The sequence below is a fragment of the Shinella sp. GW835-FHT14H05 genome, from assembly GCF_058793575.1.
This window is the reverse complement of sequence record NZ_JBXAFY010000019.1, coordinates 71,829-98,027: the sequence shown is the minus strand read 5'-3', so window position 1 is coordinate 98,027 and position 26,199 is coordinate 71,829. Positions and strand designations below refer to the sequence as shown.

Below are 26,199 nucleotides of genomic sequence, written 5' to 3'. Positions count from 1 at the left end.
TCCCAGACGTCATTCAGACCCGGGGAGTGTGACATTCCAACTTTGCAGAAACAGGACATTCTAACTTTGCGGCTACATATAACATATTGCATAAGTTCTATTATGGAACCGCGGCTTATATCGCTCGCGAAACAATGACAGCATTTTCAGCGTGCTGCAGGCCTCATAGTAGTCGGAGCAACTCACAACGCCGTCAGGTGTAGGCCGGTGCACATTCTCGACAACCCGCTGCGACAATCTGGTCATCGAACCCCGTTGTAATTTCTTCATTATATATTATATTATATTGTATAATGTATCGAAACATGGAGTCAGGCATGTCTGCCATCAAGATTTCTGAGAAGCTATCGGTCTCGCCGCAGCCGAGCGTCGACGTCATTCGGTCCCTGCGCAGCTTGGGGTTCACGACGCTGATCAACAACCGACCGGACGCCGAAGACGCTCTCCAGCCGGGAACGGACGCCGAAAAACAGGCGGGCGAGCATTGCGGCCTGTCCTACTCTTTCGTTCCTGTCACGCTCGGCACGATCACCGAAGCGGACGTGCGGTCGTTCCAGAAGGCGCTCGACGACTCCGGCGGACCGGTTTTCGCACACTGCAAGTCCGGCACGAGATCTCTCAGCCTGTACCTGATCGGGGAGGTCCTCGACGGCCGGATGGCTGCTGAGGACGTCGTCGAATTCGGACGAGCCAACGGCTTCGACACTAGTGCAGCTGCGGCATGGCTCGAGCAGAACGCAACGCGTCGCCCGAAGGTGATGGGCTTCTTCGACAGGCGCACCTGGAGCGTCCAGTATGTTGTGTCCGATCCAGCGACGGGCAAGTGCGCCATCATCGATCCAGTGCTCGATTTCGACGAGAAGGCCGGAGCCACTGGCACCATAAACGCCGACGCGATCCTCGACTATGTCCGGGAGAATGGCCTGACGGTGGAGTGGATCCTCGATACCCACCCACATGCCGACCATTTCTCCGCGGCCCAGTATTTGAAGGAGAAGACCGGTGGCAGAACCGCGATCGGCGAACGCGTTGTCGATGTTCAGAAGCTCTGGAAGGAGATCTACAACTGGCCTGAGCTAGCGATCGACGGCTCGCAATGGGACCGGCTTTTCGCACATGGTGAGACGTTCAAGGTCGGCTCCATCGACACCAAGGTGATGTTCTCGCCAGGGCATACACTTGCCTCGATCACCTATGTGGTCGGCGACGCGGCCTTCGTTCATGACACGCTGTTTATGCCCGACAGCGGCACGGCGCGCGCCGACTTCCCCGGCGGTGATGTCCGCATCCTATGGAAGTCGATTCAGGATATCCTCGCTCTCCCGGACGAGACACGCATCTTCACCGGACACGACTACCAGCCGGACGGCCGTGCTCCGCGCTGGGAAAGCACCGTGGCCGAGCAGAAGAAATTCAACGAGCATCTTGCTGGCGTGACAGAAGAACAGTTCGTGACGCTCCGGACGAAGCGTGACAAGACGCTGCCCATGCCGAAGCTCATCCTGCATGCCCTGCAGGTGAACATCCGCGGTGGGCGACTGCCGGAGCCGGAAGCGAACGGCAAGCGCTACCTGAAGTTTCCGCTCGACGCATTGCAGGGAGCCGCATGGGAATGAGCACCGACTCAGAGAAAATGATGAAGGCGCGGCTCTCTCCCGCCGAGATGGCGGGCCGAGCCGGAGCCGTCGCCGATCTTCTGAAGACGTTGTCCCACCAGGCGCGTCTGATGATCGTATGCACGCTGGTCGAGGGCGAGTTCTCGGTCGGCGAACTCGAGGAAAAGCTTGACGTCCATCAGCCGCATCTTTCGCAGCATCTGACCGTGCTGCGGAGCTCTGGCATCGTCGAAACCCGGCGGGAGGGAAAGCAGATCTTCTACCGCCTGACCGAGGAGAAAGCCGCACAGCTGGTCTCCGCCCTCTATGACATCTTCTGCGTAAAGGAAGAGACATGAGCATCTATTTCCAGTCGCTGAGCGGCGGCATGTTGATCGGCGCCTCCGCGGTCATGCTCCTGCTCTTGAACGGCCGGATTGCCGGCATCAGCGGCATTGTCGGGCGTCTGGCTCAAGGCGTCGGCCTGACCACCAATCTTGCGTTCGTTCTTGGCCTCCTGCTCGGGCCGCTCGTCTACCTGCTGGTCATTGGTGGCTGGCCGACTGTTGAGATCATCACAGCCTGGCCGCTGATCATCGTGGCCGGACTGCTGGTCGGCTTCGGCTCGCGGATGGGATCCGGCTGCACCAGCGGACACGGCGTGCTCGGGCTTGCCCGCCTGTCGCCGCGATCGATGGTGGCCGTTGCCACATTCCTGTCCGCGGGCGTGGTCGCGGTCGCCATTCTACGAGGTTTCGGACTATGAACAGGACCATCTATCAGTTCGGCGCCGCCCTCTTATCCGGCATCGTCTTCGGCTTCGGCCTGTCGCTTTCGGGCATGCTCAATCCGGTTCGCGTCCGAGGCTTCCTTGACGTCTTCGGCAACTGGGATCCAAGTCTTGCCTTCGTCCTCGGCGGCGCCGTCGCTGTCGCCTTCATCGGCGTTCAGGTGATGAAGAAGATGCGCCATCCCACCTTCGACGACAGTTTCCATGTGCCCACGACCCGGAAGATCGACGCGCCGCTGCTCATCGGATCGGCCTTGTTCGGAATTGGCTGGGGGATCGGCGGCTTCTGTCCCGGCCCTGCAGTCGCCTCCCTATCGGTTGGCATCCCACAAACGGTGTTGTTCGTCGCCGCCATGTTAATCGGTATGGCAGTCTACGACAGAGCGTGGAGCAGAAGAACATGATTGGTTCCGTTCTAGCGGCTGTCGGCTCCGGCGGGATCGTCGGCTTCATGCTCGGCCTTCTCGGCGGCGGCGGCTCGATCCTGGCGACCCCGCTCCTCCTCTACGTCGTCGGAGTCGCGCAGCCTCATGTCGCGATTGGAACCGGTGCGCTTGCAGTTTCGGTCAACGCTTTCGCGAACTTTACGAGCCACGCAATCAAGGGACACGTCTGGTGGCGGTGCGCCGCGGTGTTTGCAGCGCTCGGCGTCCTCGGCGCGCTAGCAGGCTCCAGCCTCGGAAAGGCGATGGACGGAGACCGACTGATTCTCCTGTTCGGCATTCTGATGGTCGTCGTCGGCGCCCTGATGCTTAAGCCCAGGAAGCCGCCGTCGGTCGAAAGCCGGCCGATCGACCTTAAGATGTGCTTTGTCACAGCAGCCGTGGCGCTGGCCGCCGGAGCGGCGTCAGGCTTCTTCGGGATCGGCGGGGGGTTCCTGATTGTGCCAGGTCTGATGCTGGCAACCGGCATGCCGATGATCAATGCGATCGGCACGTCGCTTCTGTCCGTCGGCGCCTTCGGACTGGCGACCGCGCTGAACTATGCGGCATCCGGGCTGGTGGACTGGTGGCTTGCAACGGAGTTCATCGGTGGAGGCATCGCAGGCGGCATCCTCGGAATGAGGCTGGCAACTCGACTGAGTGGCTACAAGAACACACTCAACCGTCTGTTCGCGGCGCTCATCTTCGTCGTCGCTGGCTACATCTTCTACCGAAGCTGGGGGCCGACGATGGCTTGATCACAATGTCCGCCACGGTGCCTCTGTGCGTGGCGTTCCACTCACGACGCCGGGAATAATGGGCGCTACAGACAAGGTGCTACCTTGGGTCCAACGCTCCGACATACGCAGGTTGCAGCGTTCAGACGCTATGCCTTTCTGCTTATGCCAACTGTCCGTTCAAATTGGGGGGCGACACGAGAGCCTTTCGGGGCTAATTCACAATTGGCGCGATTATTGGCGCTCTTGGAGGACTCATCGGGCTCGGCGGCGCGGAGTTCCGCCTCCCAATCCTGATCGGGCTCTTCAACTTTGCAGCGCTTGAGGCTGTCATCCTCAACAAAGCGATGAGCCTCGTGGTCGTTGCGACCGCGCTTCCTTTTCGGGCAGGAACCGTTCCGTTCAGCGCCGTCGCCGACAATTGGCCGATCGTCCTCAATCTTCTCGCCGGAAGCCTGATCGGCGCCTGGTTCGGCGCAGGCTGGGCGACAAAGCTGCGGTCGGAGACGCTCTACAAGGTTATCGCCATCATGCTCGTGGCAATCGCGATCGTCCTGGTGTTCGGGCACGACGCGACAGCCGGCCAACCGATGTTGACCGGCGTCAGCCAGCTCATCGCGGGTGTTTTCGCCGGCTTCATCATAGGCATCGTCGCATCACTGCTGGGAGTAGCGGGCGGCGAACTACTGATCCCGACACTGGTTCTCCTCTTTGGAGCGGACATCAAGCTCGGTGGCAGCCTTTCGCTTGCCATAAGCCTGCCAACCATGCTGGTCGGGTTCACTCGCTATAGCCGTGATCGGAGCTTCTCTGTTATCAGCCGCAACAAGGCCTTTCTCTTGATCATGGCTGCCGGTTCGATTGTCGGCACCTTTGTCGGCGGCTTGCTTCTCGGGATCGTTCCGAACGCGGTACTGCTGCCAGCCCTAGCGATCATCTTGCTGATCTCCGCAGTGAAGGTGTGGCGGCATTAGTGGCTCGCGGGCGCCAAAATTGCGATGGTTTGCTATCGAGGCCCGCCGCGCTGAGGTAGAATTGAAGGCTTCGCAAGGCGGACCTCGCCAAAAACGCCGCGGGAAAAACAAAGGGGGTCCGCATAACTGAGTTCACCGAACCGGCCGAGAAAGGCAAAAAAAACGCAAGGATTAGTGGCTATTTCGCAAGATCGCGGAGCTGATCTTTGCTATTGTCGGCATCTGGCGGGCCACCGATTAGGTCGGTGAGGCCTTCACCATGCCGCCCGGCCCCGATATCGCTCCCTACCACGATCGGCAAATCGTGATCCTTGAGCGAAACACCTGGGCGGACTGGCTCGACCCTTCCGTCTCCGCAAAATCGCTGATCAGGCCGCTTCCGCCCGTGCCCTGTCCGTGCAGCACGTCGGCTGATGTGCCTGTCCTTCCCGCTTAGCCATGCCTATCCCGCCCGCGAGGTCCGCGTCGAAGACACCGAGCCGCCGGACATATTCGTGGTGGAGCTTCGCGGCGGTATCGAAATGATAGGCGAGAGGTAATCAGATGGAACGCTCGCGGCGACCCGCATGATCCGCCGGGCGCACCTTCCAGTAATGCCGAAGGGCGCTCGACCCATTCGGAGAGCGCCCTTCCGAACCGTATGGTTGCGAACGCGCGACGGCTACCGTCGCCGCGATAAATGAGGAAAGACTTCCGGCAAATCAAATCCTTCCAGATTACAAATCGCCTGCAGCGGCGCATCGAGGCAAGCATCGCAGATGCCGCACCCGTCGTCGTCCATTGCCCGATCAGCGTTTCCGCAGCAGATACAGGCCACAGCCGGTCGGGTTGCCTTGGCGCACCGCCGCGGCAACATAATTTCAGCCGCGTCGGAAATGAGAGTTTCGATAGGGATGGTCTTCATCGCGGGTGTCTCCAACGATCTCTAGCAAGAGATAGGAGCGCCCAAAATCTTTGCAATGGCCCGTTAAAACGTGTCCGTCTTCACCGGGGCGTCGGGGAAATTGCTGGACCCGCTCACGGTGCAATCGTCGCCCGGCTGGAACTTCTGCGGCCGTTCCTGCCCCCGATCCTCTCGGCGAACGTGGAGCGCATGCTCGCAATCCGAGGTAAGGCCTCCGGAGGCGGAACGGGGCGGCTGACCCGGCCCTTTGGCAGGCCCTACGCGATACTTGACCAGGATCAATATCTACCGCGCTATCGGCGCTATGCTTCCGACCGCTTACCTGGACCGGAAGGAATCTACGCGTGGTTTATCGATCCATTCTCGTCAATCTCGATATCGACCGGCCGTTCGAGCCGATAACGGAGGCCGCCATCGATTTGGCATCCCGCTCGGGCGCGCGGCTCGTCGGGCTTTGCGCCGCCGAAACGCTCGCAGAGCGCATGGAGGAGGCCCGCGCCGCGTTCCTCCATCTGGCGGCAAACAGGATCGAGGCGGAATGGCGCGGCGAAACAATGGCGCCGACCGAGGCGGTCGTGGCCGCCGCCCGTATCGCCGATCTCGTATTGATGGCGGCCGAAGAGCGCGCGGACCCGGCGGCCATCGTCCTGCGCGCCGGCCGGCCGCTGCTGGTGGTCGGGAGGGACCGGGACGCGATTGCGACAAGAAAGATCGTCATCGGCTGGAAGGACACCCGTGAGGCCCGCCGCGCGATTGCCGATGCACTTCCCCTGCTATCGGTCGCCTATGACGTCGCCGTCGTTTCCGTTTCCCCGGAGCCCGCACCGGCCGAGAGGCAGAGCCTCGCCGATATCGTTTCCTATCTCGCCCGGCACAATGTAAAAGCCAGGCCGCAGATGATCAAAAGCGCCGACGAAACGATCGGCTTTCTGCAATTCGTCGACGAAAGCGACGCCGATATCGTCGTCACCGGCGCCTATGGTCACAGCCGCCTGCGGGAATGGGTGTTCGGCGGAATCACGGGTCTGCTTCTCGAAGAGAACACGCGCACCCGCTTCCTGTCCTGTTGATCCGCAGAACGCGGCCGGCGCCTATACCGGCGTGTCGGCCGGCGACGTGGCCGCAACCGGTGGCGACGTCGCCAACCCGTCCTCCAGCGCACGGACGGATGCGGCCCTGTCCACTGGCCGCCGGATCGGATCCGACAACAGCCGCAAGCCGTTGAGGACCACGAGCACGGTCCCGCCTTCATGTCCGACCACCGCCAGCGGCAGCGGCAGATCGAAGAACAACCCGCCCGTTACCAGCACCAGCATGGCGCCGATCGCGACGACGAGGTTCTGCCGGATGATCGCGGCGGTCCGTCGTGCCAGACGCTGCGCATCGGCCAGCTTCTTCATGTCTTCCGACAATAGGGCGACATCGGCGGCCTGAAGGGCGACATCCGAGCCGGCCGCGCCCATGGCGATGCCGACATCGGCGCGGGCAAGAGCGGCCGCGTCATTGACGCCGTCGCCGACGAAGGCCACCGTGCCGCCGCTCGCCAGGTCCCCCACATGGCGCACCTTGTCTTGCGGCAGCATTTCGGCGTGGATCTCGTCGGGAGCAAGGCCGAGCTGCCCGCCAATCCGCAGGGCCACCGGCCGGCGGTCTCCGGTCATCATGACGATGCGGCGCACGCCGCCGGCCCGCAGCGCGGCGAGCGCCGGGGCCGAGCTCGCCCTCGCCTCGTCCGCCACTCCGACGGCGCCGAGGACAGCCGGTCCTCGTCCCAGATAGACGACGGTCTCGGCGCTGTCGGTCAGTTCCCGAAGCCGGGCGTGATCAACCGACGCCCCCATGTCCCGAACGAGATGAAGATTGCCGGCCCAGAGGACACCAAGCGCATCCGACCCGACGATCCCTGCGCTTGGGCGCGCGCTGACATCCACGACATGCGCCGGCGCGATGCCACGTGCAGCCGCCTCCCGGCGGATGGCCGCCGCGACATGATGCTCGGAATGGGCTTCGAGCCCGGCGAGCAACGACAGGAAGCCGCATTCGTCCGCGTCCAGCGCGACGATCCGCGTCACGGCCGCCCGGCCGTTGGTGAGGGTGCCGGTCTTGTCGAAGGCGAAGATATTGACGGCGGCCAGCGTTTCGAGCGCGCCGCCGCCCTTGAACAGAACGCCGCCGCGCGCGGCCGCCGAAAGCGCCGACAGGATCGCCGCCGGTACCGATATGACAATCGCGCAGGGGCTGGCGGCGACCAGCAGCGTCGCGGCCCGATAAAGCGCCTGCTCCCAATCGCGCCCGACCCCATAGAAAACGGCGAAGGCGAGAGCGGCGCCGAGGAGAACCGCGACGGTATAACGCTGTCCGAACCAGGCGCTGAAACGCTCGGAGGGGGCCTTGGCCTCCTGGGCCTCCGTGACCAGCCGGATCATGCGGGCGATCGTGCTATCGCCGATCGTTCTTGCGACCTCCACCTCCAGAATGCCGTCCAGATTGACGGTGGCCTCGAACACCTGCTGGCCCGGCTCCTTGGAAACGGGCATGGATTCGCCGGTGATATTGGCCTCGTCGATGCCACCACGTCCCAGCAGGATGACGCCATCGGCCGGCACGCGGGCGCCGGGCCGCAGGATCACGACATCCCCGACGGCAAGCTCCGCTGCGGGAACCTCCAGCACCGAGCCATCGGCCTGCCTGCGGAACGCCGTTTCGGGACGAAGCGCCATTAGCGCCTCGACGGCGCGGCGCGCGCGGCCGAGCGCCTGATGCTCGAGCGTTGTCGACACGCTGAACAGCGTCAGTAGCACCGCACCTTCGAACGGCGCTCCGACGACGGCCGCGGCAACCGCGGCAACCACCATCAGGAGGTCGATATCGAGGACATGCTGCCGCCACAGGGCCAGAAGCGCGCTCCCCGTCGCCGGCAGTCCGCCGGCGAGATAGACGAGCGCCAGCCCCGGCCAGCGCAGGACGGCAAGCCCCTCGGCCGGCGGCCAGGTTCCAGCCGTGGCGAGGACCATGCCCAGCACCGTCAGCAGCGACATCACCGTGGGCGTATCGAACGACAGGCGTTTCATGATCAGACCGCCCGGCCGACAAGCGCGCCGATGGCTGCGGTCGACGCCATGGCGACCGCGCCCCAGAAGACGACCCGGACGGTCGGCTTCCAGATGCCAGCACCACCGGCACGCGCGCCGATCGCGCCGAGGACGGCAAGCCCGATGAGACAGGCAACGGACACAGCCCAGACGACCGTTCCCGACGGCGCCAGCAGGGCGACCGCCAGCGGCAGGGCCGCGCCCGTCGCGAAGGTCACCGCCGATGTCAGCGCCGCCTGGACAGGCCGCGCCATTACTTGGCTCGACAGGCCGAGTTCGTCCCGTGCATGGGCTTCGAAGGCGTCCTTCACCATCATTTGTTCGGCAACCTGGCGGGCAAGATCCGGTGAGACGCCACGCTGCTCGTAGATCGCGGTAAGCTCGGCCAGCTCCGCCTCCGGCTGGGTGGCCAGCTCGTGGCGCTCGCGCGCCATGTCGGCCTGTTCCGTATCGGCTTGCGAGCTGACGGAGACATATTCCCCCGCCGCCATCGACATCGCGCCGGCCACCAAACCGGCGACACCGGCGACGAGGATTTCCTGCGATGCCGCGGTCGCCGCCGCGACACCGACGATGAGGCTCGACGTCGAGATCAGCCCGTCATTGGCGCCCAGCACCGCCGCGCGGAGCCAGCCGATACGTTCGATGAGGTGGCTTTCCTTGTGAACGGCGCGCATAACATCTCCGATTTCAGCAGATCTACTGTGGTTGCATTATGACGTCAGGCATGTATTTAGAATAATTCTAAATACATGCCATATAGACAGCCGCACATCAACCTTCGCGGCGCTTCCTTCCCGTCACCATGGCGCGCACGAGGTTTTCCCGGTGCTCGACGCTGGCGAAGACGACGCCGGCGATGTGCAGGGCAATCAGCCCGATGGTCGAATAGACCAGGAGCTTATGCGTATCCTCCACGCAGCCGACACCCCAATAGGCATCCGTGGTCATCATGTAGCCGGTGGTCACGATACCGGACACCGCAACGAGCAGCAGGACGACCATCGCGCCCCCCGCCGGATTGTGGCCGAGATACCGCTTGGCGCGGAAGGCGAGGCTGTCACGGAGGAACGCTAGGATCGTCGGAGGAGAATAGAGGAAGTTGGCGAAGCGGGCGTGATGCGGCCCGAGCAGCCCCCAGACCAGGCGCAGGGCGATCAGCCCTGCGATGGCATAGCCGGAGAGGATATGAGCCTTCTTCCATTCGTCGCCGGTAACGAAGGAAAAAACGAAGAGGCAGACAAGCGACCAGTGAAAGATCCGCACGAGCGGGTCCCACACCTTGACGCTTTCCCCCGCCCCGCTGGTTCGGGAGAGTGGCGCCATCATTCCGCTCCTTCCGAGCCGACCGGTTCACCGGTCTGCGGATTGAAGATCGTCTCGACCTTGGCGCCCTTGGCATCGATCGCATAGACCTCGTAGCAGCCGTTCTCGACCTTTATCCGCCGGACGTCGAGGCCCGGATTCGTCTTGACATCGAAAACATATCCGATATTCTGGATATATGGATAATATCACAGCAATCGCAGCGCTCGGCGCCTTGGCACAGACCACGCGACTGGAGACCTTCCGGCTTCTGGTGCGGCACGAACCCGATGGCATCCCGGCCGGCGAACTCGCCCGCCTTATCGATGTACCGCAAAACACCATGTCGGCGCATCTCGCAACGCTTTCGCGGGCAGGCTTGGTGACGAGCGAGCGGCAGAGCAGATCGATCATCTACCGGGCCGACCTCAATGGCTTGCGCGAGCTGACGCTGTTCCTCCTCAAAGACTGCTGCGGCGGATCGACGGAGCTTTGCGCTCCGCTCATCGCCGAGTTGACGCCGTGCTGCGCCCCGGAGGCGAAGGTGTTATGAGCGCGATCAGGTTGGAGCAGATTGAGGGCAACGACGCTGGCCTCAAGGCAGCCTTGACGGAAGCGCATCTGCCCACCGACGACATCGAGGATCATGGTCGCACCTTCTTCAGGGCGCAGTCATCGGACGGCAGGGCTGTCGGTTTCATCGGTGTTGAGCGCTGCGGCGACGATTTTCTCCTCCGTTCGGTCGTCGTGCTTCCCGATCATCGGGGGCAAGGACTGGGAAGCGTTTTGGTCGAGCGGGCGGTGGCGGGTCTCGATCAGGCCGGCGACGTCTTCCTTGCCACGACGAGTGCAGCGCCGTTCTTCACGCGCATCGGATTTTCTGAATTCCAGCGGGACAGCGTTCCCGCAGCCGTGCTGGCGACCCGTCAGCTTTCCTCCATCTGCCCATCGTCGGCGACCATCATGAGGCTCACCCGGCCGCCGGCCTAACCACGGACCACGACCATGACCGACAAGACCTACAACGTGCTGTTCCTCTGCACGGGCAATTCCGCTCGTTCTATTCTCGCCGAATCCATTCTCAACAAGGAGGGCGGCGGACGATTCAAAGCCTTCTCCGCCGGCAGCCAGCCGAAGGGCGAAGTCAATCCGCATGCCCTGAAGGAGCTGGAAGCGCTGGGCTATCCATCGACGGGCTTCTCGTCGAAGAGCTGGGATGTGTTCGCGGAGCCCGGCGCGCCGCAGATGGATTTCATCTTCACCGTCTGCGACAGCGCCGCCGGCGAAGCCTGCCCGGTCTGGATCGGCCATCCGATGACCGCCCATTGGGGTGTCGAAGACCCCGCCGCCGTCGCTGGCTCGGACATCGAGATCCAGCGCGCCTTCGCTCAGGCCGCGCGTTTCCTCAAGAACCGGATCGCGGCGTTCGTCAGCCTGCCGCTGGCATCCTTCGATCACATGGCGCTTGAGACCAAGCTTCGCCAGATCGGTGCGATGGAAGGTTCGACGTCGCCGCAAGGAAAGTCCGCCTGATGTCCACGTTCGAGCGTTATCTGACCATCTGGGTGTTCCTGTGCATCATCGCCGGTGTCGCCCTCGGCCATCTCATGCCCGGTCTCTTTCAGATCATCGGCGCGGCCGAGGTCGCCAAGGTGAACATTCCCGTCGCGATCCTGATCTGGCTGATGATCATTCCGATGCTGCTTAAGATCGATTTCCGGTCTCTGGCGCAGGTCGGCACCTACTGGCGCGGTATCGGCGTGACCTTGTTCATCAACTGGGCCGTCAAGCCGTTCTCCATGGCCGTCCTCGGTTGGCTGTTCATCGGTTGGCTGTTCCGCCCATACCTGCCTGCCGACCAGATCGACTCCTATATCGCCGGACTGATCATTCTCGCCGCGGCTCCCTGCACCGCTATGGTGTTCGTCTGGAGCAACCTGACGCGCGGGGAGCCATTGTTCACGCTGTCTCAGGTCGCGTTGAACGATGCCATCATGGTCGTCGCATTTGCTCCGATCGTTGGCTTGCTGCTCGGCCTCTCCGCGATCACCGTGCCTTGGGATACGCTCGTTCTTTCCGTCGCCCTCTATATCGTCGTGCCCGTCATTATCGCGCAGGTCATCCGCCGCCGCCTCACGGTTGGCGGTAAGGCCCGGGCACTGGATGGCGTGCTGGCAAGGTTGCAGCCGATCTCACTGGTGGCGCTACTTGCGACGCTGGTTCTGCTCTTCGCCTTTCAGGGTGAACAGATCATCGCCCAGCCAGCCGTCATCGGCTTGCTCGCCGTGCCGATCCTGATCCAAGTCTATCTGAACTCCGGGCTGGCTTATCTACTCAACCGGATGACCGGTGAGCGGCATTGCATTGCCGGCCCGTCAGCCCTGATCGGCGCCAGCAATTTCTTCGAGCTTGCAGTTGCCGCAGCCATCAGCCTGTTCGGCTTCCAGTCCGGCGCAGCACTCGCCACCGTCGTTGGCGTTCTCATCGAGGTTCCGGTCATGCTCTCGGTCGTGTGGATCGTGAACCGCTCGAAAGATTGGTACGAGGCCGCCCCCGCTGTTTCCAGAACCACCGCCACCGAAAGGCACTGACCATGGACGCGACCATCTATCACAACCCCGCCTGCGGGACGTCCCGCAACACGCTGGCGCTGATCCGCGCTGCCGGGATCAAACCTGTTGTCATCGAGTATTTGCAGCACCCGCCGACGCGCGAGCAGCTTGCGACGATGATCGCGGACGCTGGCTTGAACGTTCGGGAAGCCATTCGCGAGAAAGGCACGCCTTATGCCGAACTCGGTCTGGACAACCCAGACCTGACTGACGAGCAGTTGCTCGACGCGATGATCGCAACGCCGATCCTGATCAATCGCCCCTTCGTCGTGACACCGCTCGGCACCCGGCTCGCCCGTCCGTCCGAGGCGGTGCTCGACATCCTGCCCGACACCTTCAGGGGACCGTTCTTCAAGGAGGACGGTGAACAGATCCTCGACCAGGAAGGAAAGCGCATTGCCTGACACTTTCCCAGCACTGCAGGGCGATCACCTATATTCGACAGATCTCGATGCCCTGCGTCCGGCGTTCTCAACGCATAAGCCGCGCATCCTGATCCTCTACGGCTCGCTGCGTGAGGTGTCGTATAGCCGCCTGCTCGCATTCGAGGTCCGCCGGCTGCTCGAACGCCTTGGATGCGAGGTTCGTATCTTTGACCCGAAGGGCCTGCCGCTCCCTGACGAAGCGCCGGCGAGCCATCCGAAGGTGCAAGAATTGCGCGATCTTTCGCAATGGTCGGAAGGGCAGGTCTGGGTGAGCCCGGAACGCCACGGCGCGATGACCGGGATAATGAAGTCCCAGATCGACTGGATTCCGCTCTCGGTCGGATCGGTCCGGCCGACGCAGGGCAAAACGCTTGCCGTTATGGAGGTGTCGGGCGGTAGCCAGTCCTTCAATGCAGTGAACCAGATGCGCATTCTCGGCCGCTGGATGCGGATGATCACCATCCCCAACCAGTCCTCCGTCGCCAAGGCCTATCAGGAATTCGACGCCGACGGCCGGATGAAGCCCTCGTCCTATTACGACCGGGTCGTGGACGTCTGCGAAGAACTGGTGAAGTTCACCATTCTCACGCGCGATGCTTCGGCCTATCTCACCGACCGCTACAGCGAGCGCAAGGAACAGGCGGCCGAGCTTGAGAAGCGGGTATCGCTGCGGTCAATTTGACGGGCTTGGCGAGGTGACGAGGCTCCGCTTCGTCGCCATCGCTACCGCGACAAACGCCGCAATACCGATCGAGCCAAGCGCGGCGCTCAGGACGAGCGATGCGCCTATGCCGAACTGCTCCATCGTCGCCGCGAAGGCAAACGGCGCTGCTGCGCCGGCAGCCAGCCGCGAGGCGGCCATCTTGCCGGTGAGCGCACCATAGCCATCCGAGCCGAACAGGTAGAGCGGTAAGCTTCCCTGCGCGATGCTGTTGATGCCCGATCCGAGGCCGAGGCAGATCGAGAAGGCGACCGCGCCGGGGAGCCAGTTGCCGGACAGCGCCAGAATAACGACGCTCAGCACCATGAAGACTGCGGAGAGAACCGCGAGGCCCGGCGGCGCGAGGCGCGTTCCAAAGATCATGTTGATCAGGCGGCTAAGAACCTGCGCCGGACCGAACAGGGAGCCGATGCCGACGGCGGCACTTCCGAAGCCAAGCGACCCGAGCATCGGCACCATATGCGCCAGCATCGCGCCAAGGGTGAAGCTCAGCAGCGCGAATGCAGCCGACACGACGACCACCGTACCGCGCCGACGCTCGCGCGGAACAGCTCCGACGACAGGCTCGCGCATAGGTCTTTGCCCGCCGGCTGCCGCTACCTTTCCCTTCCGCATGATCCAGACATGGAACGGCATACAGACAGCAAGATTGAGCACGGCATAGACGAGGTAGATTTCCCGCCACGAGAGATAGCCGAGCAGCGCCGTGGCAATCGGCCAGAAGATCGTCGAGGCAAATCCCGCGATCAGGGTGAGATAAGTGATGCTGCGTGACGCTGACCGGGGATCGGCCTCGACCAGTGCCGCGAAAGCGGCTTGGTACTGGACCATGCCGGACGATATCTCCAACAGGACGATGGCCAGCGCGAAGACTGCCACCGATGGCGACCAGGCGCACAAGATCAAGGTCAGTGCGGACAATGCCGAGCCGATCGCCATGACCGTCGCGGCGCCGATGCGATCCATCTGCCGGCCGATATAGGGCGCTGACAGGCCGCCAACGAACAGCGAGGTCGAGAAGACCGCAAAAACCTGCGCGACGGTGATGCCGAGATCCGCGGCCATGCCAGGCGCCAGGATGCTGAAGCTGTAGTAGAGGGTGCCGTAGCCGATGATCTGGGTCAGGCCGAGTGCGGCAACAATGCCGACAGGTACCTTCCGATCACGCAATGACGTCGCCCTCGCTCCGGGCAACATCCGTCTTGCAGCAGCCATCGGATCGCTCGACACCCTCTCGGACCATCGGATGGCCAGCGCAGCAGTCCTCCATCAGGAATTTTACGAGATCGGCCAGCGCATCGTAGCTGGCGCTATAGACGATCGAGCGAGATTCTCGCCGCTGCGCGATAAGGCCCGATCGCTCCAGCTCTTTCAGATGGAACGACACATTTGAGGGCGAGACGCCCATGCGCTCGGCGATCAGCCCGGCGGCCAACCCATCCGGTCCGGCGACGACCAGCGTGCGGACGATGGCGAGGCGGGTTTCCTGCGACAGGGCCGCGAATGATGTGAGGGCTTGACACTCATTCATATTTCAATAATCCTTGAATCATTGAACAATAGGAGTATCGCACATGAATGCGATCGACAAGGCTGTTTCGTCCGATATCACGCTTGGCCAGCTTCTTGACGGCCTTGCGGCTGCGCCCGAGGCGTCGCTGGTGTTTCTCTACGATGGTCAGCCGGTGAAGGCAGGCTATCATGTCACCGAGGTCAAGGCGGGTGCATTCTCGGCGCTCGACTGCGGTGCCAATCCGGAAGCCTGGTCGGAGATGTTCGTCCAGCTCTGGGATATCTACGAGGACGGCAGGAGCCACATGCCTGCAGGAAAGTTCTCCGCGATCATCCGCAAGGTTTCTGATCACGTTCGGCTCGATCCGGCGGCCAAGCTCACCTTTGAGGTCAGCGATGGGAAGCGGCCGATGGCGCTCTATTGCGCATCGTCGCCGCGCTTGGCAGACGGCAGGTTAGAGGTGGCGCTGGCGGCGCGGCCGTCGAGCTGCAAGCCGCGCGACCGATGGCTGGCGGAGCAGGCGACCGCAACGAACTCTTGCTGCGCGCCGGCAACGGGCGGCTCAAAGTGCTGCGCCTGACGGTCGCGCCTTCTAGGATCGCAGAAAGTCGCGGATGCCGAGACCAGCCTTGGCGTCTCTTTCGTAGCGACACACCACATGCATATGGGCATGGAAGATGTGCTGGCCGCCGGTGGCTCCGACATTCCATCCGATCGTAAAGCCGACGGGCTGGAACTGATCAAGCCGGCGTTTCGCCTCAACGAGCACTACACCGAGGACCATTCTTCCCAGCTGAACTCGAATGGAGTCTCGACATGACGGAACGGAATGATCATCGCGGACGGCTTCGGCAAGGTGGGCTTCAGCATCATGTATTGCGAGCGGTGCTCCACTTCCACTAGCCGGAAGTTCGATGACCAGAGGTTCCGTGAAACCAGCGCAATGCTATTCCAAAGCCCTCACTCCCCTATCAAGGCATGTATCCCCGCGCCAGTAAGGCACATTTGCACGCGCTCCCCATCGATGATGAACCGCGCCTCGCAGCGAGAATGAAATAATTTCAATCGTGGGGATCAGATTTCTGAGGGGGGTGCCGACGCAATCGACAGCAATTCCGTCGTCCGATTTTCTCCGTGGCGAAAACCCTGCATGCTCCTTCAGCCATCGAAGCCAACGACCACAGACGATCCTGATCGTGTTGGGGCGGCTCCAAAATCCGTTGATCCGGTTCTCGGACACGCTGATCAGCCCCATTCGCAAGGCATCCCGAATGGCATACCGCGCCGTCGTGCATCCGACGCCGGCACGCGCGGCGATCTCAGGGAGAGACATATTCGATTTTCCACGGTCCATCACCGCTCGGGCAATGACCGAAAGCACGGCAAGCTTGCTGATTGTCAACCTTCCGGCGATGCAAGTCGGGATGATGCAGTTTTTGGCGAGCGAGCGGCGGCGCACCCAGGATGCAGCTCGCCTGTCTGCGGGAATTGACGGGCGTCGGTGGACCGGCTTGGTTGTCGTCGGCCTGATATGACCAATCGGATGGCCCTGAAGCCAAGGTCGCGCGCGGATCGCCTGCCGCTGATGCTCGATGACCGGGGCAAGATATGCCATCTCGCGGTCGTCTACGAGGCCCTCCCCATTCAGTATCCAGGCGGATTTCGCGCAGTCGTCAATCTGCTGGAGGGTGCGCGCGGCGAGTAGGCGCGACAATAGGTTCGGCCCGTAGGCCGCTGGTGATGCAACAAGCATATTCTCTCCTCGTTATGGTCAGCGGAGAGAAATCCAGGGCGCAGGACGCACGTATTCGTGGCAAGAATTAACTTGCACCGGCCTCATCAATGTGCGAAAAAATCAGTGGCTATAAGACTTTTGCGCACATTTCCGTGTGTCACTGAACCCGTCTCTCCGAGGCGGGTTTTATTTTGTCTACGGCATGAAACCTCCCTGGCTCATTCGCCCACAAGGCGAGTCACCAAGTTAATTATAATTTACTCCACGAACAAACATAATCAGCGGTCGCCGCGAAAACGCCGCTTTTCACTCGTGGAAAGGTTGAGCGAGACATTCGGCCGGCGGAATCACTCTCGTCCGTTCCGACATCGCCTTGCCGGACTTCGCACTGGCAAGCGCGCACGCAGGCAAAGCAAACCCCGCACCTCAACGACGCGAAACCGTTGCGTCGGTGACCGGAAAGGATGACCGCAAATGGCCAGTGAAAGTGCTGCAGAGCTTGTGCAATTCCTCGCAGACGAACTAAGGCGCCGCGACACCAAACCTCATGAATTTGCCGAACTGACCGGCATTGCTGAAGAGCGATTGGAGCTTCTGCAGGAAGGCGCATGGCAGCTCATGACCCTGCGGGAAGTCGCCATGATTACGGAATGCCTTTACATCGATCTTTCGGAGGTCTGGTCATTGCTGGCCCAGAAGCAGGGAGACGGGATGAACGAAGCGCCCCGCCCATAGGCCGGCGCGGCTGTCTTTGGCGTCTTTCTCCGCGATCGCGTAGGATGCCGATACCGGAGCGCCCGAAGGGAACACGGCCGCAAATGCCCCACCCGACGATATGAGCGCCGTTCCGACATCGACCGTCATCCCATCGATCTCGGCTGCGCAGACGACGAACGTGGCGCCATCCTTGGCGTTGCCGACAGGCTGACAACCGATCGAACCCGTCGAGAACAGGGCCGCTATCGATGCAATCGAACGCATCCCGCAGTCGACCTCGTCACCGTCAGGGGAACGAAAAGTCGTGCCGCGCAGACATGCCTGAACGCCGAAAACCCTGTATTTTCGGCCTTCGTAAGCCCAGGTATCGCCAGTCTCAAAGCTTACGTCAGACGGAAATGAAATGGCCTTGTCCTGCGCAACGGCTGTGGACGCGACCAACATGGCGATGACCATCGAAAATTCAATCCGCATTCTGGAACCCCATCGATCGTGAGAGAGATTGCGACGCTTCGAGGTCAGGCCGACGGCTGCGCCCGTCCTGTGTTCGTCCGATGGACGCCAGTCCGAGAAACACCATGCTGTCATCGTCATTGACCGTCTTGAAGGGCTCCCCTTCGCCACCAACGAGAACGAAGCATGACGCCGGGGTCGTCTCGTTTTCAGCCGGGGTCAGCACCAGGGTCTTGCAGAGAATGACCTTGGCACGCCTGTTATAGACCGTCTCGGCGTAGTCGCGCGCCGCGTCGGTGCAACGCCATGTCTGCACGCGATTATAAACGACGTTTTCGGTTGGGCAGGCGGTCAGCCCACGCAAACTGATCCTTTGCCCCGCTATGCTTCGCTCGACCGGGCCGTCGATCTCGACACTCCCATTCAGCTTCTCGATCGACCTCGCCACCAGGTTTCCATCGGCGTCGAAACGCTCCAGCACGAATGCCTTCGTCCCCTGCTCCACAAATTGGCGGAGGTATTCCGGAGGCGGTTCCCCGTAGGGATTTTCGCCCTGCGCCATGGTGACTGTGGCGGCGTCTCCCGTGAGGGATATGAGGGCGAATCCGATTACTTTGAGTTGTTGTCGCATAGCAGCCATGCCATTTCCGAATTGACAGAGGAATCCCATACGAATTAACTATAGTTTACTATTCGATGCGACAACCCGGATAAACGAATTGAAAACCACCCTGATTTTTCTCCTCCTCTCGACGTCGGCTACGACCGCGCAAGCGTGCGGTTCTGTCGATAGCGACCGGGTGCTGGAACTGGTGCGGACCATCGCCACAGAGGAAGAACTGGACCCCGACCTGGCGCTCGCGGTGGTTGATGTCGAGAGTTCCGGCGGCAGGCACCAGGTCTCAGACGCCGGCGCCGTCGGTATCATGCAGCTGATGCCCGAGACCGCCTCCGACTATGGCGTCACCGACCGCTGCGATCCGGAATCGAACATTCGCGCCGGCGTCCGCTACCTCAAGAAGCTCTATGGCGAGTTCGACGATCCCCTGCTGATGTTGGCCGCCTACAATGCCGGTCCGGAGCGCGTCTACCAGAAGGGCGGCATCCCCGAGTTCAACGAGACAGCCCAGTACATCGTCAAGGTGATGAACCGCTGGACGCTGAACGCCAAGGCATCGGCGGCCGAGGAAAAGCGCCGCGGGAACCGCGACGCCCGCAAGGAGACGGTCGCGCTCGCACCCTCCCCCTGGCGCGACCAACACGTCTGGACGGCCGATTAGCGCCGGTCCCCCTCAACTTCATCCTCCCAAGATCAGAAGGACATCCGCATGACAATTTCAACGATGACGCCGCGCCTGCGCGGCAAGACTTTCCTGTCGCTGGCGGTCCTTGCGACTTCCCTCGCGCTGATTCCGGAACTGGCCTATGCGCAGTCGGCCGCGCCGGTCGAAGGCATCCTCGAATGGTTCACTGGCGTGCTACAGGGCAGCGTCGCCCGGTCACTCGCGATCATCGCCGTTTGCTTCCTCGGCTTCCTGTTCCTGACCGGGCGCATGGCTTGGCAGGGCGCCATCTCCATCGTCATCGGTATTGCGATCATCTTCGGCGCCGCCGAACTGGTCGACGCCATGAAGGCGGCCGGGGGTGTCTGACATGCGTGACGACGTTCCCGATGTCGAGCCGCTCATCCAGCCGCTGACCAAGCCGCCGATGTATTTCGGGGTCGATATCATCGTGTTCGTGGTGAACGGCATTTTCGGGATCGTCGTCTTCATCGCCTCGTCGAATTTCCTGGCGCCGCTGATCGTCCTGCCCGTCCATTTCATCGCGCTGTACCTTTGCCAGCGGGACATCCACATCGTCCGCGTGGTCCAGGTGTTCCTGTCGATGCGGCGGGCGATCCGCAACAGGCGCTTCTGGAAAGCGGGGAGCTACGCCCAATGAACATCGTCAATCATGATCTCAAGTTCGGCCGCGAACGTGCCCGCGATCTCGGGATCGGCACGCACGTCCCCTATCTCCGCCATGTCGACGAGGAGACGATCGTCACCAAGTCCGGCCTCCTGCTACAGGTCATCCGGCTCTCCGGCCTGCCCTACCAAACCATGGACCAGGCGGAGATCAACGCCCGCCTCGCCAACCGCAACATGACGGTGCGCTCGCTCGGATCGTCACGCTTCGCACTCTATGCCACCATCATCCGCCGGCAGATCAAGCCGACAATCGACGGCGAGTTCGACAATCCCTTCGCCGACGAGCTGAACGCCCGTTACATGGATGGGCTGCAGCATCGGACGATGTTCATCAACGAGCTGTATCTGACCGTGATCCGCCGGCCGATGACCGGGCGCGCCGGCAAGGTCGACCGCATGTTCGATGTCTTCCGCATGGCCGACAACGAGGTCGAAGCCAGCGGCGAGGCGCTGCGCGACCTGAAGGACATGGTTTCGGGCATCGTCGGCGATTTCCGCTCCTACCGCCCGGAAATCCTCACCTGCGCCAGCCGCGATGGCGGCCTCTATTCCGAACCGGCCGAGTTCTTCGCCAAGATCCTCGCCGCCGGCGACGAGCGGACGATGCCCCTGCCCCGCATGTCCCTCGCCGACTACGTCGGGACCGGTCGGATCATGTTCGGTCGCAAGGCCACGGAAATCTGGTCGGCGGACGGCGCGACCTCAAAGGTCGCCGCCATGGTGTCGATCAAGGAATACCCGCCGATGACGACGCCCGGCCAGCTCGACGGGCTGTTGCGCCTGCCCTACGAGTTCATCGTCACCCATTCATTCGCCCCGGAGGACCGGACGACGGTCACGGAAGCGATCGCCACCATCAGCCGGCAGATTTCCAATTCCGACGACGGCGGCACGGCCGTCGAGGACGATATTGAGACAGCGCGGGACCGGCTGGCCTCGGGTGAGGTCGTGTTCGGAAAACACCACATGACGGTGGCTGTGCTTGAGCGCGATCTGTCGCGGCTGAACCGCGCCGTTGCCGACGTCACCGCCGAACTGGCGCGCATGGGCGTCGTCGCCGTGCGCGAAGATCTCAATCAGGAAGCGGCATGGTGGGCGCAGCTGCCGACCAACTTTTCCTATATCGCCCGGCAAGGGCTCATCTCGTCGGTCAACTTCGCCGGCCTATTCTCCGCGCATAATTTTCCGTCCGGGCAGACGCACAAGGTCCATTGGGGCCTGCCGATCGCGCTTCTGGAGACCACCAGCCAGACGGCCTATTTCTTCAATTTCCATGAGGCTGATGTCGGCAACTTCACCGTCATCGGCCCGACCGGCTCGGGTAAGACGGTTGCGCTGTCCTTCCTGCTGGCCCAGGGCATGCGCGTCGAGCCGCGGCCGCGCTGCGTCTTCATCGACAAGGATCGCGGCGGCGAGATCTTCGTGCGCGCCATGGGCGGGCGCTACGAGCAGCTATCACCGGGCGAGCCGACCGGCTTCGCGCCGTTGCAGCTCAAAGACACGCCTGCCAACCGCAGCTTCGGCAAGACGCTGGTCTCCTATCTCGTCACGCCGTCGGACCGGGTCCTTAATGCCGAGGAGATGGCAGTCATCTCGGATGCGGTCGACAGCATCTACACCGATTTCGAACGGCCACAGCGGCGTCTCGACATGCTGGCGGAAGTCCTGCGCGGCCGCATGCGTTCCGGCATTGGCGATCTCGCCGACCGGCTGAAGGAATGGACCACAGGCGACAAAGGCTGGCTGTTCAACAACCCGACCGACAAGCTGGATTTCGCCGGTTCGGTGATCGGCTTCGACATGACGGAGATCCTCGCCGACAAGCGCACGCGCTCGGCGGCACTGCTTTATATGTTCCATCGTATCCAGGACATCCTCGACGGCCGTCCCTCGATGATCTTCCTCGACGAAGGCTGGCGCCTGCTCGATGACGACGTTTTTTCCGGCTTCATCAAGGACTGGCTCAAGACCATCCGAAAAATGAACGGCATCGTCGGTTTCGGCACACAGTCGGCGGCCGACGTGGTGCGCTCCGACCTGAGCAACACGATCATCGAACAGACGATGACCAATATCTTCTTCCCGAATGCATCCGCCGACGAGGAGAGCTACCGCAAAGCGTTCGGCCTGTCCGAAAAGGAATTCCGCTTCGTGAAGCAAGCGGACAAGACGAGCCGCACCTTCCTCATCAAGCACGCCCAGGACTCGGTGATCGCACGGCTCGATCTGTCGGCGATGCCCGACGTCGTGAAGGTCTTGTCCGGGCGGCCGGAGACGGTGCGCGAGTGCCAGACGCTGCGCGAGACATATGGCGAAGAGCCGGCCGCCTGGCTCCCGCATTTTTGTGGCTGGACGATCCCGGAGGCGACTGATGCGTAAGGCGATTATTCTTCTCGTGTCCGCGACAATGGCCGGGGCGCCGGCACCTTCGGCCTGGGCCGACATTCCGGTCATCGACGATGACGTGAAGGAGAAGCGTGCGGAGGACGAGGCCCACTCCAAACAGGACACCGAAACGCAGACCGACCAGCTCGAAGAACAGTCGGTCACGAACTGCAATATCTCCCAGAAGGAGAAGAACCGCCGTCTCTATCGCTCACCGGCGCAGGCGGTGAAAGAAGACGCGAAGAACGTCGAGCTGATCAAGCATTATGCGGAGAAGTACGATGTGCCGGTCGGCCTCGCCCTGTCTGTGGCGCATGCGGAATCGGGCATCTCGACCTGCTCCGGCTCGCCGACCGGCGTGAAGGGCGTGATGCAGCTGACCAAGCGGACCGGCAAGGGCATGGGCTTCGACCGCGACATCAACGAGGAGAATATCGAAGGCGGCGTCAAATATCTCGGAATGGGCGTCAACAAGTGCGGCAGCACCGATTATGCCTGCCTTGCCTCCTGGTACAACGGCTCGACCGCCGCCGAGCAAAAGAACTGGGCCGGCAAGGTCGGGCGGAACCATACCTGGTTCAACGCCTATGCCGGCGGCTCCAACATCGAGGACATCTCCTCGCCTTCCTATAAATCCTATGTCGATTACGGCTCCGGTGCGACCCGCAGCTCGAACAGTGCTGCGGCCGGCGCTGTCGACCGTGCCGTTTCGGGGATCGACGCGAGCACGGCGCGCGTCCAGGAGGCGGGCCGCCGCATCAATTCTTTGTGGGCTTCGGTCGGCGCGTCGGAGATTTATCAGGATGCCTGGGACGACAACACGCAGGCTCGGGCCGTCAATGCCGAGCTTCTGAACAATCTGATCACCGCCCGCAACCTCTTCAACGAGCTGCTGCAGGCGCGCATGCAGATGAACCTGTCGAAAACGTCCGAGACGGCCAAGACCCTCAAATCCGACAGCAAGGTCAATCCCTACAGCTGCGACCCGGTCATCCTCGAAGAGATGAAGGTGCCGCGCGAGGACTGGCCGCGTTGCGCCGTGGTCGCGGCCGCCGACGCCGATACCGAAATTCTCTCGTCCGGCGGTACGGACCGCTCGATCGGCAACAATCTTCTATCCATCCAGAACGCCGCCAACGCGGCCGATTAAGGGGATTCCCATGAACAAGCTGCTTATCGTCTCCGCTGCGATTGCCATCTCGACGCCGGCGCTCGCCGACATTCCGGTGATCGACAACACCAATCTCGCGATCGCCAAGAAGAATGCTGAGAACACCGGCGAGATCATGAAGACCAACACCAACATCCTGGAAAAGACGAAGGAGATCCTCGGCGCGCTCTCCGGCAGCCGTGACGGCTCGATGGGCATTTCCTCGACCGGCCTCGGCGGCAATATGTCCGTCTCGGCCGCACCGTCCTTTTCCTCGATCATGAACGGCGGCACGCTGTCCTTCGGCGGCCTCGGCTCCGATGCCCAGAATATCGCTGCGACGCTGATCAACGGGCTGCAGCTGGTGAAGCAGGTCAAGGCGATCGTCGAGGGCGAGGATGCCGGGGCGATGAACAACGCCTTTTCCGGCGCCGTCAATACGGTGGCGCTGCTCTCGGCGCTGACGCAGCAGGCAACCAAGGGCGTGTCGCAGCGTGAGCAATCGCTTCAGTCGGCCACCGGCCAGATCGGCTCGGCCGAGGACGTCAAAGGTTCGGTCGACGCCAACACCCGCATGCAGCTGGAGACGGCGCGCACCATCAACGAACTGATCGGCGTCTCCAACGGCGCGGTCTCGGCGCTGAACACCGAGATGCAGATGCGGCTGACCCAGCAGTCGGAGACTGCCAAGATGCTGCAATACAAAGATGTCAACCCGTTCAAGTGAGGCCGTATGAGATTGCCCGTTGCCATCATGCTCTCCGGTCTGGCGGTGCTCGCCGGTTGCCAGACCAAGGGTGAGAAGAAAGCCCCCTGCCCGCCGATCTCGGGATATGTCGAGGCCGACGACCTGTGCGGTCCGGCCATGCCGGTCAATGACGTCTTCGCGCCCGTCCTGAAGGAATAGGCGGATGGCGGCGACCACGATCATTTCGGACATCTTTGCCAAGCTCGACGCCATCGGTGAGACGTTCATCAAGAACGCCTATGACGGTCTCGCGCTACAGGTGAACGTCCTGTTCGGGTCGATGCTCACCCTCTATGTCCTCTGGTGGGGTTACATGATCCTCGCCGGTCGCGACGGCTTCTCCGTGCCGGAAGCGGCCTGGCGGCTCGGCCGCGCCTTCTTCATCTATTATATGGCGACGAACTGGGGGGCATTTTCCGCCACGCTTTACAAGCTCGTCCAAGAGGTGCCAAACCTCATCTCCGACACGATCATCGAGTCGATCGCTGGTTCCGGTGGTGCGCTCGATGGCGGGACGGGCGACACAACGGGCGTCGTGAAGATCCTCGATGCCGTCTTCGAGACCGCAGGCAAGATTTATGAGCAGGTGGCGACCGGCACCTTCGAATATGTCGGCGCTCTCATCGGTGCGATCGTCTTTGTCGTCGCGATGATCTTCATCGCCGTCGCGGCGGCCGCGATTCTCGCCGCCAAGCTGATGCTGTTCATCACCCTGGCACTGGCGCCGGTGTTCATCATCCTGGCGCTCTACCGCTGGACCTTCCGCTTTACCGACGGCTGGCTCTTGTTGATGGTCAACCTGATGGTGACGCAGACCTTGATGATGGCGTTCCTCGCCTTCCTCTACCAACTCATCGAACTGGCGATCAACACGGCCAACAATACCGCTACGGAAAGCAAGCTCTCCTATGTCGCTCCGTTCGTGATCGTCTGCCTGCTCGGGATCGTCGTTTTTCGCTTCATCCCCTCCTTCGCCGCATCCATCGTTGGAGGCAGTGTTTTGGGGCAAGGCGATTCCGCCTTTATCGGCGGCCGGCGTTCGGTCGCCTATGCTGAACGCCAGGTCAGCGGACGCGCTCGGCTCCTGCGTGCCGGCCTTGGTCGTCGCCGCACATCGACGGATGTTCAGGCAGCTCGAGCCCGCGCAATCCAGCGAGAAACCGAAAAGAATGGGCAACTTTAGGGTAGTCTCTTATGCGCATTCTTGGTAACTATAATTTATCCGAAGGAGAATAGCCGTGGATCACCCTTGGCAAGATGACCGTCGGCGCTTCGCCGCCATGGACGCGCAAAACCGTCTCAACGAAGAGATGGCAGACAACGATCGCGCCGAGGCCAAGAAGGGCGGAGGTCTCGGCGTCCTGCTTTTCATCGGCGCCGTCATCTTCTTCAAACCGTTCGCCGAATATTGCATCGACCTCTACAACACGCTGGCCGGATATGCACAAAGCGTCGGCAGCATGTTCGGATTCTGAGCGGGAAACTTCTCCATGAAGAAAATCGCCTCGACCATGACTGCGGTCGGCCTGCTGCTCCCCGGAACGGCATGGTCCCAATCGCCAAGCTCGATCCTGCCTGTGCTGACCGGCGCATATGCACCGGTCGAAGGTGGCTGCGAAGCCGCGGCCGCCGCGTTTATCTATATCGAGGACAAGGGGATTGGCGCCAACAAGACCGCCGGGAAGGTTCTATCCGTCAAAAACGAGGGCAATTCCTATGTTCTCGATGTCCTATGGGTCGAGGCTGGCTCTGATGAATCAGACGGTGACCCCGACACGGTCCGCATCGAGGTGAAGGATGATCGCTCTTTCTACTTCTCCAATACGGCGTCGAAGAAAACGCTGATGAAGTGGTGCAGCTAGCTCTTCGGACGACTGCGCCACGGAGCTGAACGCGCTCCAGTAATCCAGGCAAACCAGCCCTCACCTCAGCACCGATTTGGCCGGTA

Annotated in this window: 37 protein-coding genes and 1 pseudogene; 27 read left to right on the top strand and 11 right to left on the bottom strand. The window is 62.0% G+C overall.

Annotated elements, in window-relative coordinates; all coding sequences use genetic code 11:
* Nucleotides 1-317 precede the first annotated feature (317 nt).
* The 7 genes and pseudogenes from blh to AC1Q6Z_RS31420 all read left to right on the top strand — a co-directional run.
* Complete coding sequence (gene blh / locus AC1Q6Z_RS31450; RefSeq protein WP_050746461.1) at nt 318-1,616, top strand: bifunctional sulfur transferase/dioxygenase Blh; 1,299 nt, start codon at nt 318-320, stop codon at nt 1,614-1,616.
* Nucleotides 1,607-1,954 (top strand): sulfite-sensing transcriptional repressor BigR, encoded by a 348-nt coding sequence (gene bigR / locus AC1Q6Z_RS31445; protein ID WP_088016576.1) that lies wholly within the window; start codon nt 1,607-1,609, stop codon nt 1,952-1,954. The genes blh and bigR overlap by 10 nt, the downstream gene beginning before the upstream one ends.
* The gene (locus AC1Q6Z_RS31440; protein WP_050746463.1) at nt 1,951-2,361 is read left to right on the top strand and encodes a YeeE/YedE family protein; all 411 of its coding nucleotides are present in this window, start codon (nt 1,951-1,953) and stop codon (nt 2,359-2,361) included. The genes bigR and AC1Q6Z_RS31440 overlap by 4 nt, the downstream gene beginning before the upstream one ends.
* A complete protein-coding gene (locus AC1Q6Z_RS31435) occupies nt 2,358-2,789 on the top strand; it encodes a YeeE/YedE family protein (RefSeq protein ID WP_050746464.1) in 432 nt (143 codons plus the stop codon). The genes AC1Q6Z_RS31440 and AC1Q6Z_RS31435 overlap by 4 nt, the downstream gene beginning before the upstream one ends.
* Nucleotides 2,786-3,565, top strand: coding sequence for a sulfite exporter TauE/SafE family protein (locus AC1Q6Z_RS31430; RefSeq protein WP_197284035.1), 780 nt, complete (start codon nt 2,786-2,788; stop codon nt 3,563-3,565). Before AC1Q6Z_RS31435 ends, AC1Q6Z_RS31430 begins: the two co-directional genes overlap by 4 nt.
* 203 nt (nt 3,566-3,768) lie before the next feature.
* On the top strand, nt 3,769-4,518 hold the full coding sequence (locus AC1Q6Z_RS31425; RefSeq protein ID WP_082342766.1) for a sulfite exporter TauE/SafE family protein: 750 nt from the start codon (nt 3,769-3,771) through the stop codon (nt 4,516-4,518).
* A 128-nt stretch (nt 4,519-4,646) separates the two neighbouring features.
* Nucleotides 4,647-4,932 (top strand): annotated as a pseudogene (locus tag AC1Q6Z_RS31420) (SOS response-associated peptidase family protein); the annotation flags it as partial.
* A 247-nt stretch (nt 4,933-5,179) separates the two neighbouring features.
* Here the strand turns inward: AC1Q6Z_RS31420 and AC1Q6Z_RS31415 are convergent.
* Nucleotides 5,180-5,422 carry a hypothetical protein gene (locus AC1Q6Z_RS31415; protein WP_082342768.1) on the bottom strand — a complete coding sequence of 81 codons (243 nt, stop codon included), beginning with the start codon at nt 5,420-5,422 and terminating at the stop codon, nt 5,180-5,182.
* Nucleotides 5,423-5,766: 344 nt separating this feature from the next.
* Between AC1Q6Z_RS31415 and AC1Q6Z_RS31410 the strand changes: the two genes are divergently transcribed.
* Nucleotides 5,767-6,492, top strand: a complete 726-nt coding sequence (locus AC1Q6Z_RS31410; protein ID WP_050746467.1) for a universal stress protein — start codon at nt 5,767-5,769, stop codon at nt 6,490-6,492.
* A gap of 21 nt (nt 6,493-6,513) precedes the next feature.
* Here AC1Q6Z_RS31410 and AC1Q6Z_RS31405 read toward each other — a convergent pair whose 3' ends face one another.
* The 4 genes from AC1Q6Z_RS31405 to AC1Q6Z_RS31390 all read right to left on the bottom strand — a co-directional run bounded on the left by AC1Q6Z_RS31405 (nt 6,514) and on the right by AC1Q6Z_RS31390 (nt 10,007).
* Nucleotides 6,514-8,493, bottom strand: a complete 1,980-nt coding sequence (locus AC1Q6Z_RS31405) for a heavy metal translocating P-type ATPase (protein ID WP_082342770.1) — start codon at nt 8,491-8,493, stop codon at nt 6,514-6,516.
* A 2-nt stretch (nt 8,494-8,495) separates the two neighbouring features.
* Nucleotides 8,496-9,191, bottom strand: a complete 696-nt coding sequence (locus AC1Q6Z_RS31400; RefSeq protein ID WP_050746469.1) for a VIT1/CCC1 transporter family protein — start codon at nt 9,189-9,191, stop codon at nt 8,496-8,498.
* A gap of 97 nt (nt 9,192-9,288) precedes the next feature.
* Nucleotides 9,289-9,843 carry a cytochrome b/b6 domain-containing protein gene (locus AC1Q6Z_RS31395; RefSeq protein ID WP_492650237.1) on the bottom strand — a complete coding sequence of 185 codons (555 nt, stop codon included), beginning with the start codon at nt 9,841-9,843 and terminating at the stop codon, nt 9,289-9,291.
* Nucleotides 9,840-10,007 (bottom strand): PepSY domain-containing protein, encoded by a 168-nt coding sequence (locus tag AC1Q6Z_RS31390; protein ID WP_256364427.1) that lies wholly within the window; start codon nt 10,005-10,007, stop codon nt 9,840-9,842. Before AC1Q6Z_RS31390 ends, AC1Q6Z_RS31395 begins: the two co-directional genes overlap by 4 nt.
* Before the next feature lie 11 nt (nt 10,008-10,018).
* On the opposite strand from AC1Q6Z_RS31390, the gene AC1Q6Z_RS31385 reads away from it, so the two are divergent.
* From AC1Q6Z_RS31385 to arsH, 6 genes are read left to right on the top strand one after another with little or no spacing between them, the layout of a single operon-like run.
* The gene (locus AC1Q6Z_RS31385; RefSeq protein ID WP_050746470.1) at nt 10,019-10,372 is read left to right on the top strand and encodes an ArsR/SmtB family transcription factor; all 354 of its coding nucleotides are present in this window, start codon (nt 10,019-10,021) and stop codon (nt 10,370-10,372) included.
* Nucleotides 10,369-10,809, top strand: coding sequence for an arsenic resistance N-acetyltransferase ArsN2 (arsN2, locus tag AC1Q6Z_RS31380; RefSeq protein ID WP_050746471.1), 441 nt, complete (start codon nt 10,369-10,371; stop codon nt 10,807-10,809). Before AC1Q6Z_RS31385 ends, arsN2 begins: the two co-directional genes overlap by 4 nt.
* A 15-nt stretch (nt 10,810-10,824) precedes the next feature.
* A complete protein-coding gene (locus AC1Q6Z_RS31375; RefSeq protein ID WP_050746472.1) occupies nt 10,825-11,352 on the top strand; it encodes an arsenate reductase ArsC in 528 nt (175 codons plus the stop codon).
* On the top strand, nt 11,352-12,410 hold the full coding sequence (arsB, locus tag AC1Q6Z_RS31370) for an ACR3 family arsenite efflux transporter (protein ID WP_050746473.1): 1,059 nt from the start codon (nt 11,352-11,354) through the stop codon (nt 12,408-12,410). The genes AC1Q6Z_RS31375 and arsB overlap by 1 nt, the downstream gene beginning before the upstream one ends.
* Nucleotides 12,411-12,412: 2 nt before the next feature.
* A complete protein-coding gene (arsC, locus tag AC1Q6Z_RS31365; RefSeq protein WP_050746474.1) occupies nt 12,413-12,835 on the top strand; it encodes an arsenate reductase (glutaredoxin) in 423 nt (140 codons plus the stop codon).
* Nucleotides 12,828-13,538, top strand: a complete 711-nt coding sequence (gene arsH / locus AC1Q6Z_RS31360; RefSeq protein ID WP_278026467.1) for an arsenical resistance protein ArsH — start codon at nt 12,828-12,830, stop codon at nt 13,536-13,538. The genes arsC and arsH overlap by 8 nt, the downstream gene beginning before the upstream one ends.
* Here the strand turns inward: arsH and arsK are convergent.
* Both arsK and AC1Q6Z_RS31350 read right to left on the bottom strand, forming a co-directional pair.
* Nucleotides 13,530-14,774: an arsenite efflux MFS transporter ArsK gene (gene arsK / locus AC1Q6Z_RS31355; RefSeq protein WP_088016577.1), complete on the bottom strand. Its 1,245-nt coding sequence runs from the start codon at nt 14,772-14,774 to the stop codon at nt 13,530-13,532. The two genes, arsH and arsK, sit on opposite strands and share 9 nt — an antisense overlap.
* Complete coding sequence (locus AC1Q6Z_RS31350; RefSeq protein ID WP_050746476.1) at nt 14,740-15,108, bottom strand: ArsR/SmtB family transcription factor; 369 nt, start codon at nt 15,106-15,108, stop codon at nt 14,740-14,742. The genes arsK and AC1Q6Z_RS31350 overlap by 35 nt, the downstream gene beginning before the upstream one ends.
* Nucleotides 15,109-15,151: 43 nt before the next feature.
* Between AC1Q6Z_RS31350 and AC1Q6Z_RS31345 the strand changes: the two genes are divergently transcribed.
* Entirely contained in the window at nt 15,152-15,670 is a 519-nt protein-coding gene (locus AC1Q6Z_RS31345) for a DUF6428 family protein (RefSeq protein WP_050746477.1), read from the top strand.
* Between the two features lie 12 nt (nt 15,671-15,682).
* Here the strand turns inward: AC1Q6Z_RS31345 and AC1Q6Z_RS31340 are convergent, their stop codons facing one another.
* Entirely contained in the window at nt 15,683-15,805 is a 123-nt protein-coding gene (locus tag AC1Q6Z_RS31340; protein ID WP_226923756.1) for an HIT family protein, read from the bottom strand.
* Between AC1Q6Z_RS31340 and AC1Q6Z_RS31335 the strand changes: the two genes are divergently transcribed.
* Nucleotides 15,761-15,910 carry a hypothetical protein gene (locus AC1Q6Z_RS31335; RefSeq protein ID WP_226923758.1) on the top strand — a complete coding sequence of 50 codons (150 nt, stop codon included), beginning with the start codon at nt 15,761-15,763 and terminating at the stop codon, nt 15,908-15,910. The two genes, AC1Q6Z_RS31340 and AC1Q6Z_RS31335, sit on opposite strands and share 45 nt — an antisense overlap.
* Before the next feature lie 126 nt (nt 15,911-16,036).
* On the opposite strand, the gene AC1Q6Z_RS31330 is transcribed toward AC1Q6Z_RS31335, so the two are convergent.
* Nucleotides 16,037-16,843 carry a hypothetical protein gene (locus AC1Q6Z_RS31330; RefSeq protein WP_492650236.1) on the bottom strand — a complete coding sequence of 269 codons (807 nt, stop codon included), beginning with the start codon at nt 16,841-16,843 and terminating at the stop codon, nt 16,037-16,039.
* 456 nt (nt 16,844-17,299) lie between these two features.
* Here AC1Q6Z_RS31330 and AC1Q6Z_RS31325 point away from each other — a divergent pair, with 456 nt between their 5' ends.
* Nucleotides 17,300-17,560, top strand: a complete 261-nt coding sequence (locus tag AC1Q6Z_RS31325) for a hypothetical protein (RefSeq protein ID WP_492650235.1) — start codon at nt 17,300-17,302, stop codon at nt 17,558-17,560.
* On the opposite strand, the gene AC1Q6Z_RS31320 is transcribed toward AC1Q6Z_RS31325, so the two are convergent.
* Both AC1Q6Z_RS31320 and AC1Q6Z_RS31315 read right to left on the bottom strand, forming a co-directional pair.
* Entirely contained in the window at nt 17,507-18,016 is a 510-nt protein-coding gene (locus AC1Q6Z_RS31320) for a thermonuclease family protein (protein WP_492650234.1), read from the bottom strand. The genes AC1Q6Z_RS31325 and AC1Q6Z_RS31320 overlap by 54 nt on opposite strands.
* Entirely contained in the window at nt 18,006-18,635 is a 630-nt protein-coding gene (locus tag AC1Q6Z_RS31315) for a hypothetical protein (RefSeq protein WP_050746480.1), read from the bottom strand. The genes AC1Q6Z_RS31320 and AC1Q6Z_RS31315 overlap by 11 nt, the downstream gene beginning before the upstream one ends.
* 79 nt (nt 18,636-18,714) lie before the next feature.
* On the opposite strand from AC1Q6Z_RS31315, the gene AC1Q6Z_RS31310 reads away from it, so the two are divergent.
* From AC1Q6Z_RS31310 to AC1Q6Z_RS31265, 10 genes are read left to right on the top strand one after another with little or no spacing between them, the layout of a single operon-like run.
* Complete coding sequence (locus AC1Q6Z_RS31310; RefSeq protein WP_492650233.1) at nt 18,715-19,275, top strand: lytic transglycosylase domain-containing protein; 561 nt, start codon at nt 18,715-18,717, stop codon at nt 19,273-19,275.
* Nucleotides 19,276-19,323: 48 nt separating this feature from the next.
* Complete coding sequence (locus tag AC1Q6Z_RS31305) at nt 19,324-19,647, top strand: TrbC/VirB2 family type IV secretion system protein (protein WP_492650232.1); 324 nt, start codon at nt 19,324-19,326, stop codon at nt 19,645-19,647.
* 1 nt (nt 19,648) lies between these two features.
* Nucleotides 19,649-19,939 carry a VirB3 family type IV secretion system protein gene (locus AC1Q6Z_RS31300; protein WP_492650231.1) on the top strand — a complete coding sequence of 97 codons (291 nt, stop codon included), beginning with the start codon at nt 19,649-19,651 and terminating at the stop codon, nt 19,937-19,939.
* Nucleotides 19,936-22,347 (top strand): VirB4 family type IV secretion/conjugal transfer ATPase, encoded by a 2,412-nt coding sequence (locus AC1Q6Z_RS31295; RefSeq protein WP_492650230.1) that lies wholly within the window; start codon nt 19,936-19,938, stop codon nt 22,345-22,347. Before AC1Q6Z_RS31300 ends, AC1Q6Z_RS31295 begins: the two co-directional genes overlap by 4 nt.
* The gene (locus AC1Q6Z_RS31290; RefSeq protein ID WP_492650229.1) at nt 22,340-23,503 is read left to right on the top strand and encodes a transglycosylase SLT domain-containing protein; all 1,164 of its coding nucleotides are present in this window, start codon (nt 22,340-22,342) and stop codon (nt 23,501-23,503) included. The genes AC1Q6Z_RS31295 and AC1Q6Z_RS31290 overlap by 8 nt, the downstream gene beginning before the upstream one ends.
* A gap of 10 nt (nt 23,504-23,513) precedes the next feature.
* Nucleotides 23,514-24,230 carry a type IV secretion system protein gene (locus AC1Q6Z_RS31285; protein WP_272792074.1) on the top strand — a complete coding sequence of 239 codons (717 nt, stop codon included), beginning with the start codon at nt 23,514-23,516 and terminating at the stop codon, nt 24,228-24,230.
* 6 nt (nt 24,231-24,236) lie between these two features.
* On the top strand, nt 24,237-24,410 hold the full coding sequence (locus AC1Q6Z_RS31280) for a hypothetical protein (RefSeq protein WP_272792073.1): 174 nt from the start codon (nt 24,237-24,239) through the stop codon (nt 24,408-24,410).
* Nucleotides 24,411-24,414: 4 nt separating this feature from the next.
* Complete coding sequence (locus tag AC1Q6Z_RS31275; RefSeq protein WP_492650228.1) at nt 24,415-25,434, top strand: TrbL/VirB6 family protein; 1,020 nt, start codon at nt 24,415-24,417, stop codon at nt 25,432-25,434.
* A gap of 55 nt (nt 25,435-25,489) precedes the next feature.
* Nucleotides 25,490-25,726: a hypothetical protein gene (locus tag AC1Q6Z_RS31270; protein WP_226923680.1), complete on the top strand. Its 237-nt coding sequence runs from the start codon at nt 25,490-25,492 to the stop codon at nt 25,724-25,726.
* A 15-nt stretch (nt 25,727-25,741) separates the two neighbouring features.
* The gene (locus AC1Q6Z_RS31265; RefSeq protein ID WP_226923682.1) at nt 25,742-26,113 is read left to right on the top strand and encodes a hypothetical protein; all 372 of its coding nucleotides are present in this window, start codon (nt 25,742-25,744) and stop codon (nt 26,111-26,113) included.
* The last annotated feature ends 86 nt before the right edge of the window (nt 26,114-26,199 follow it).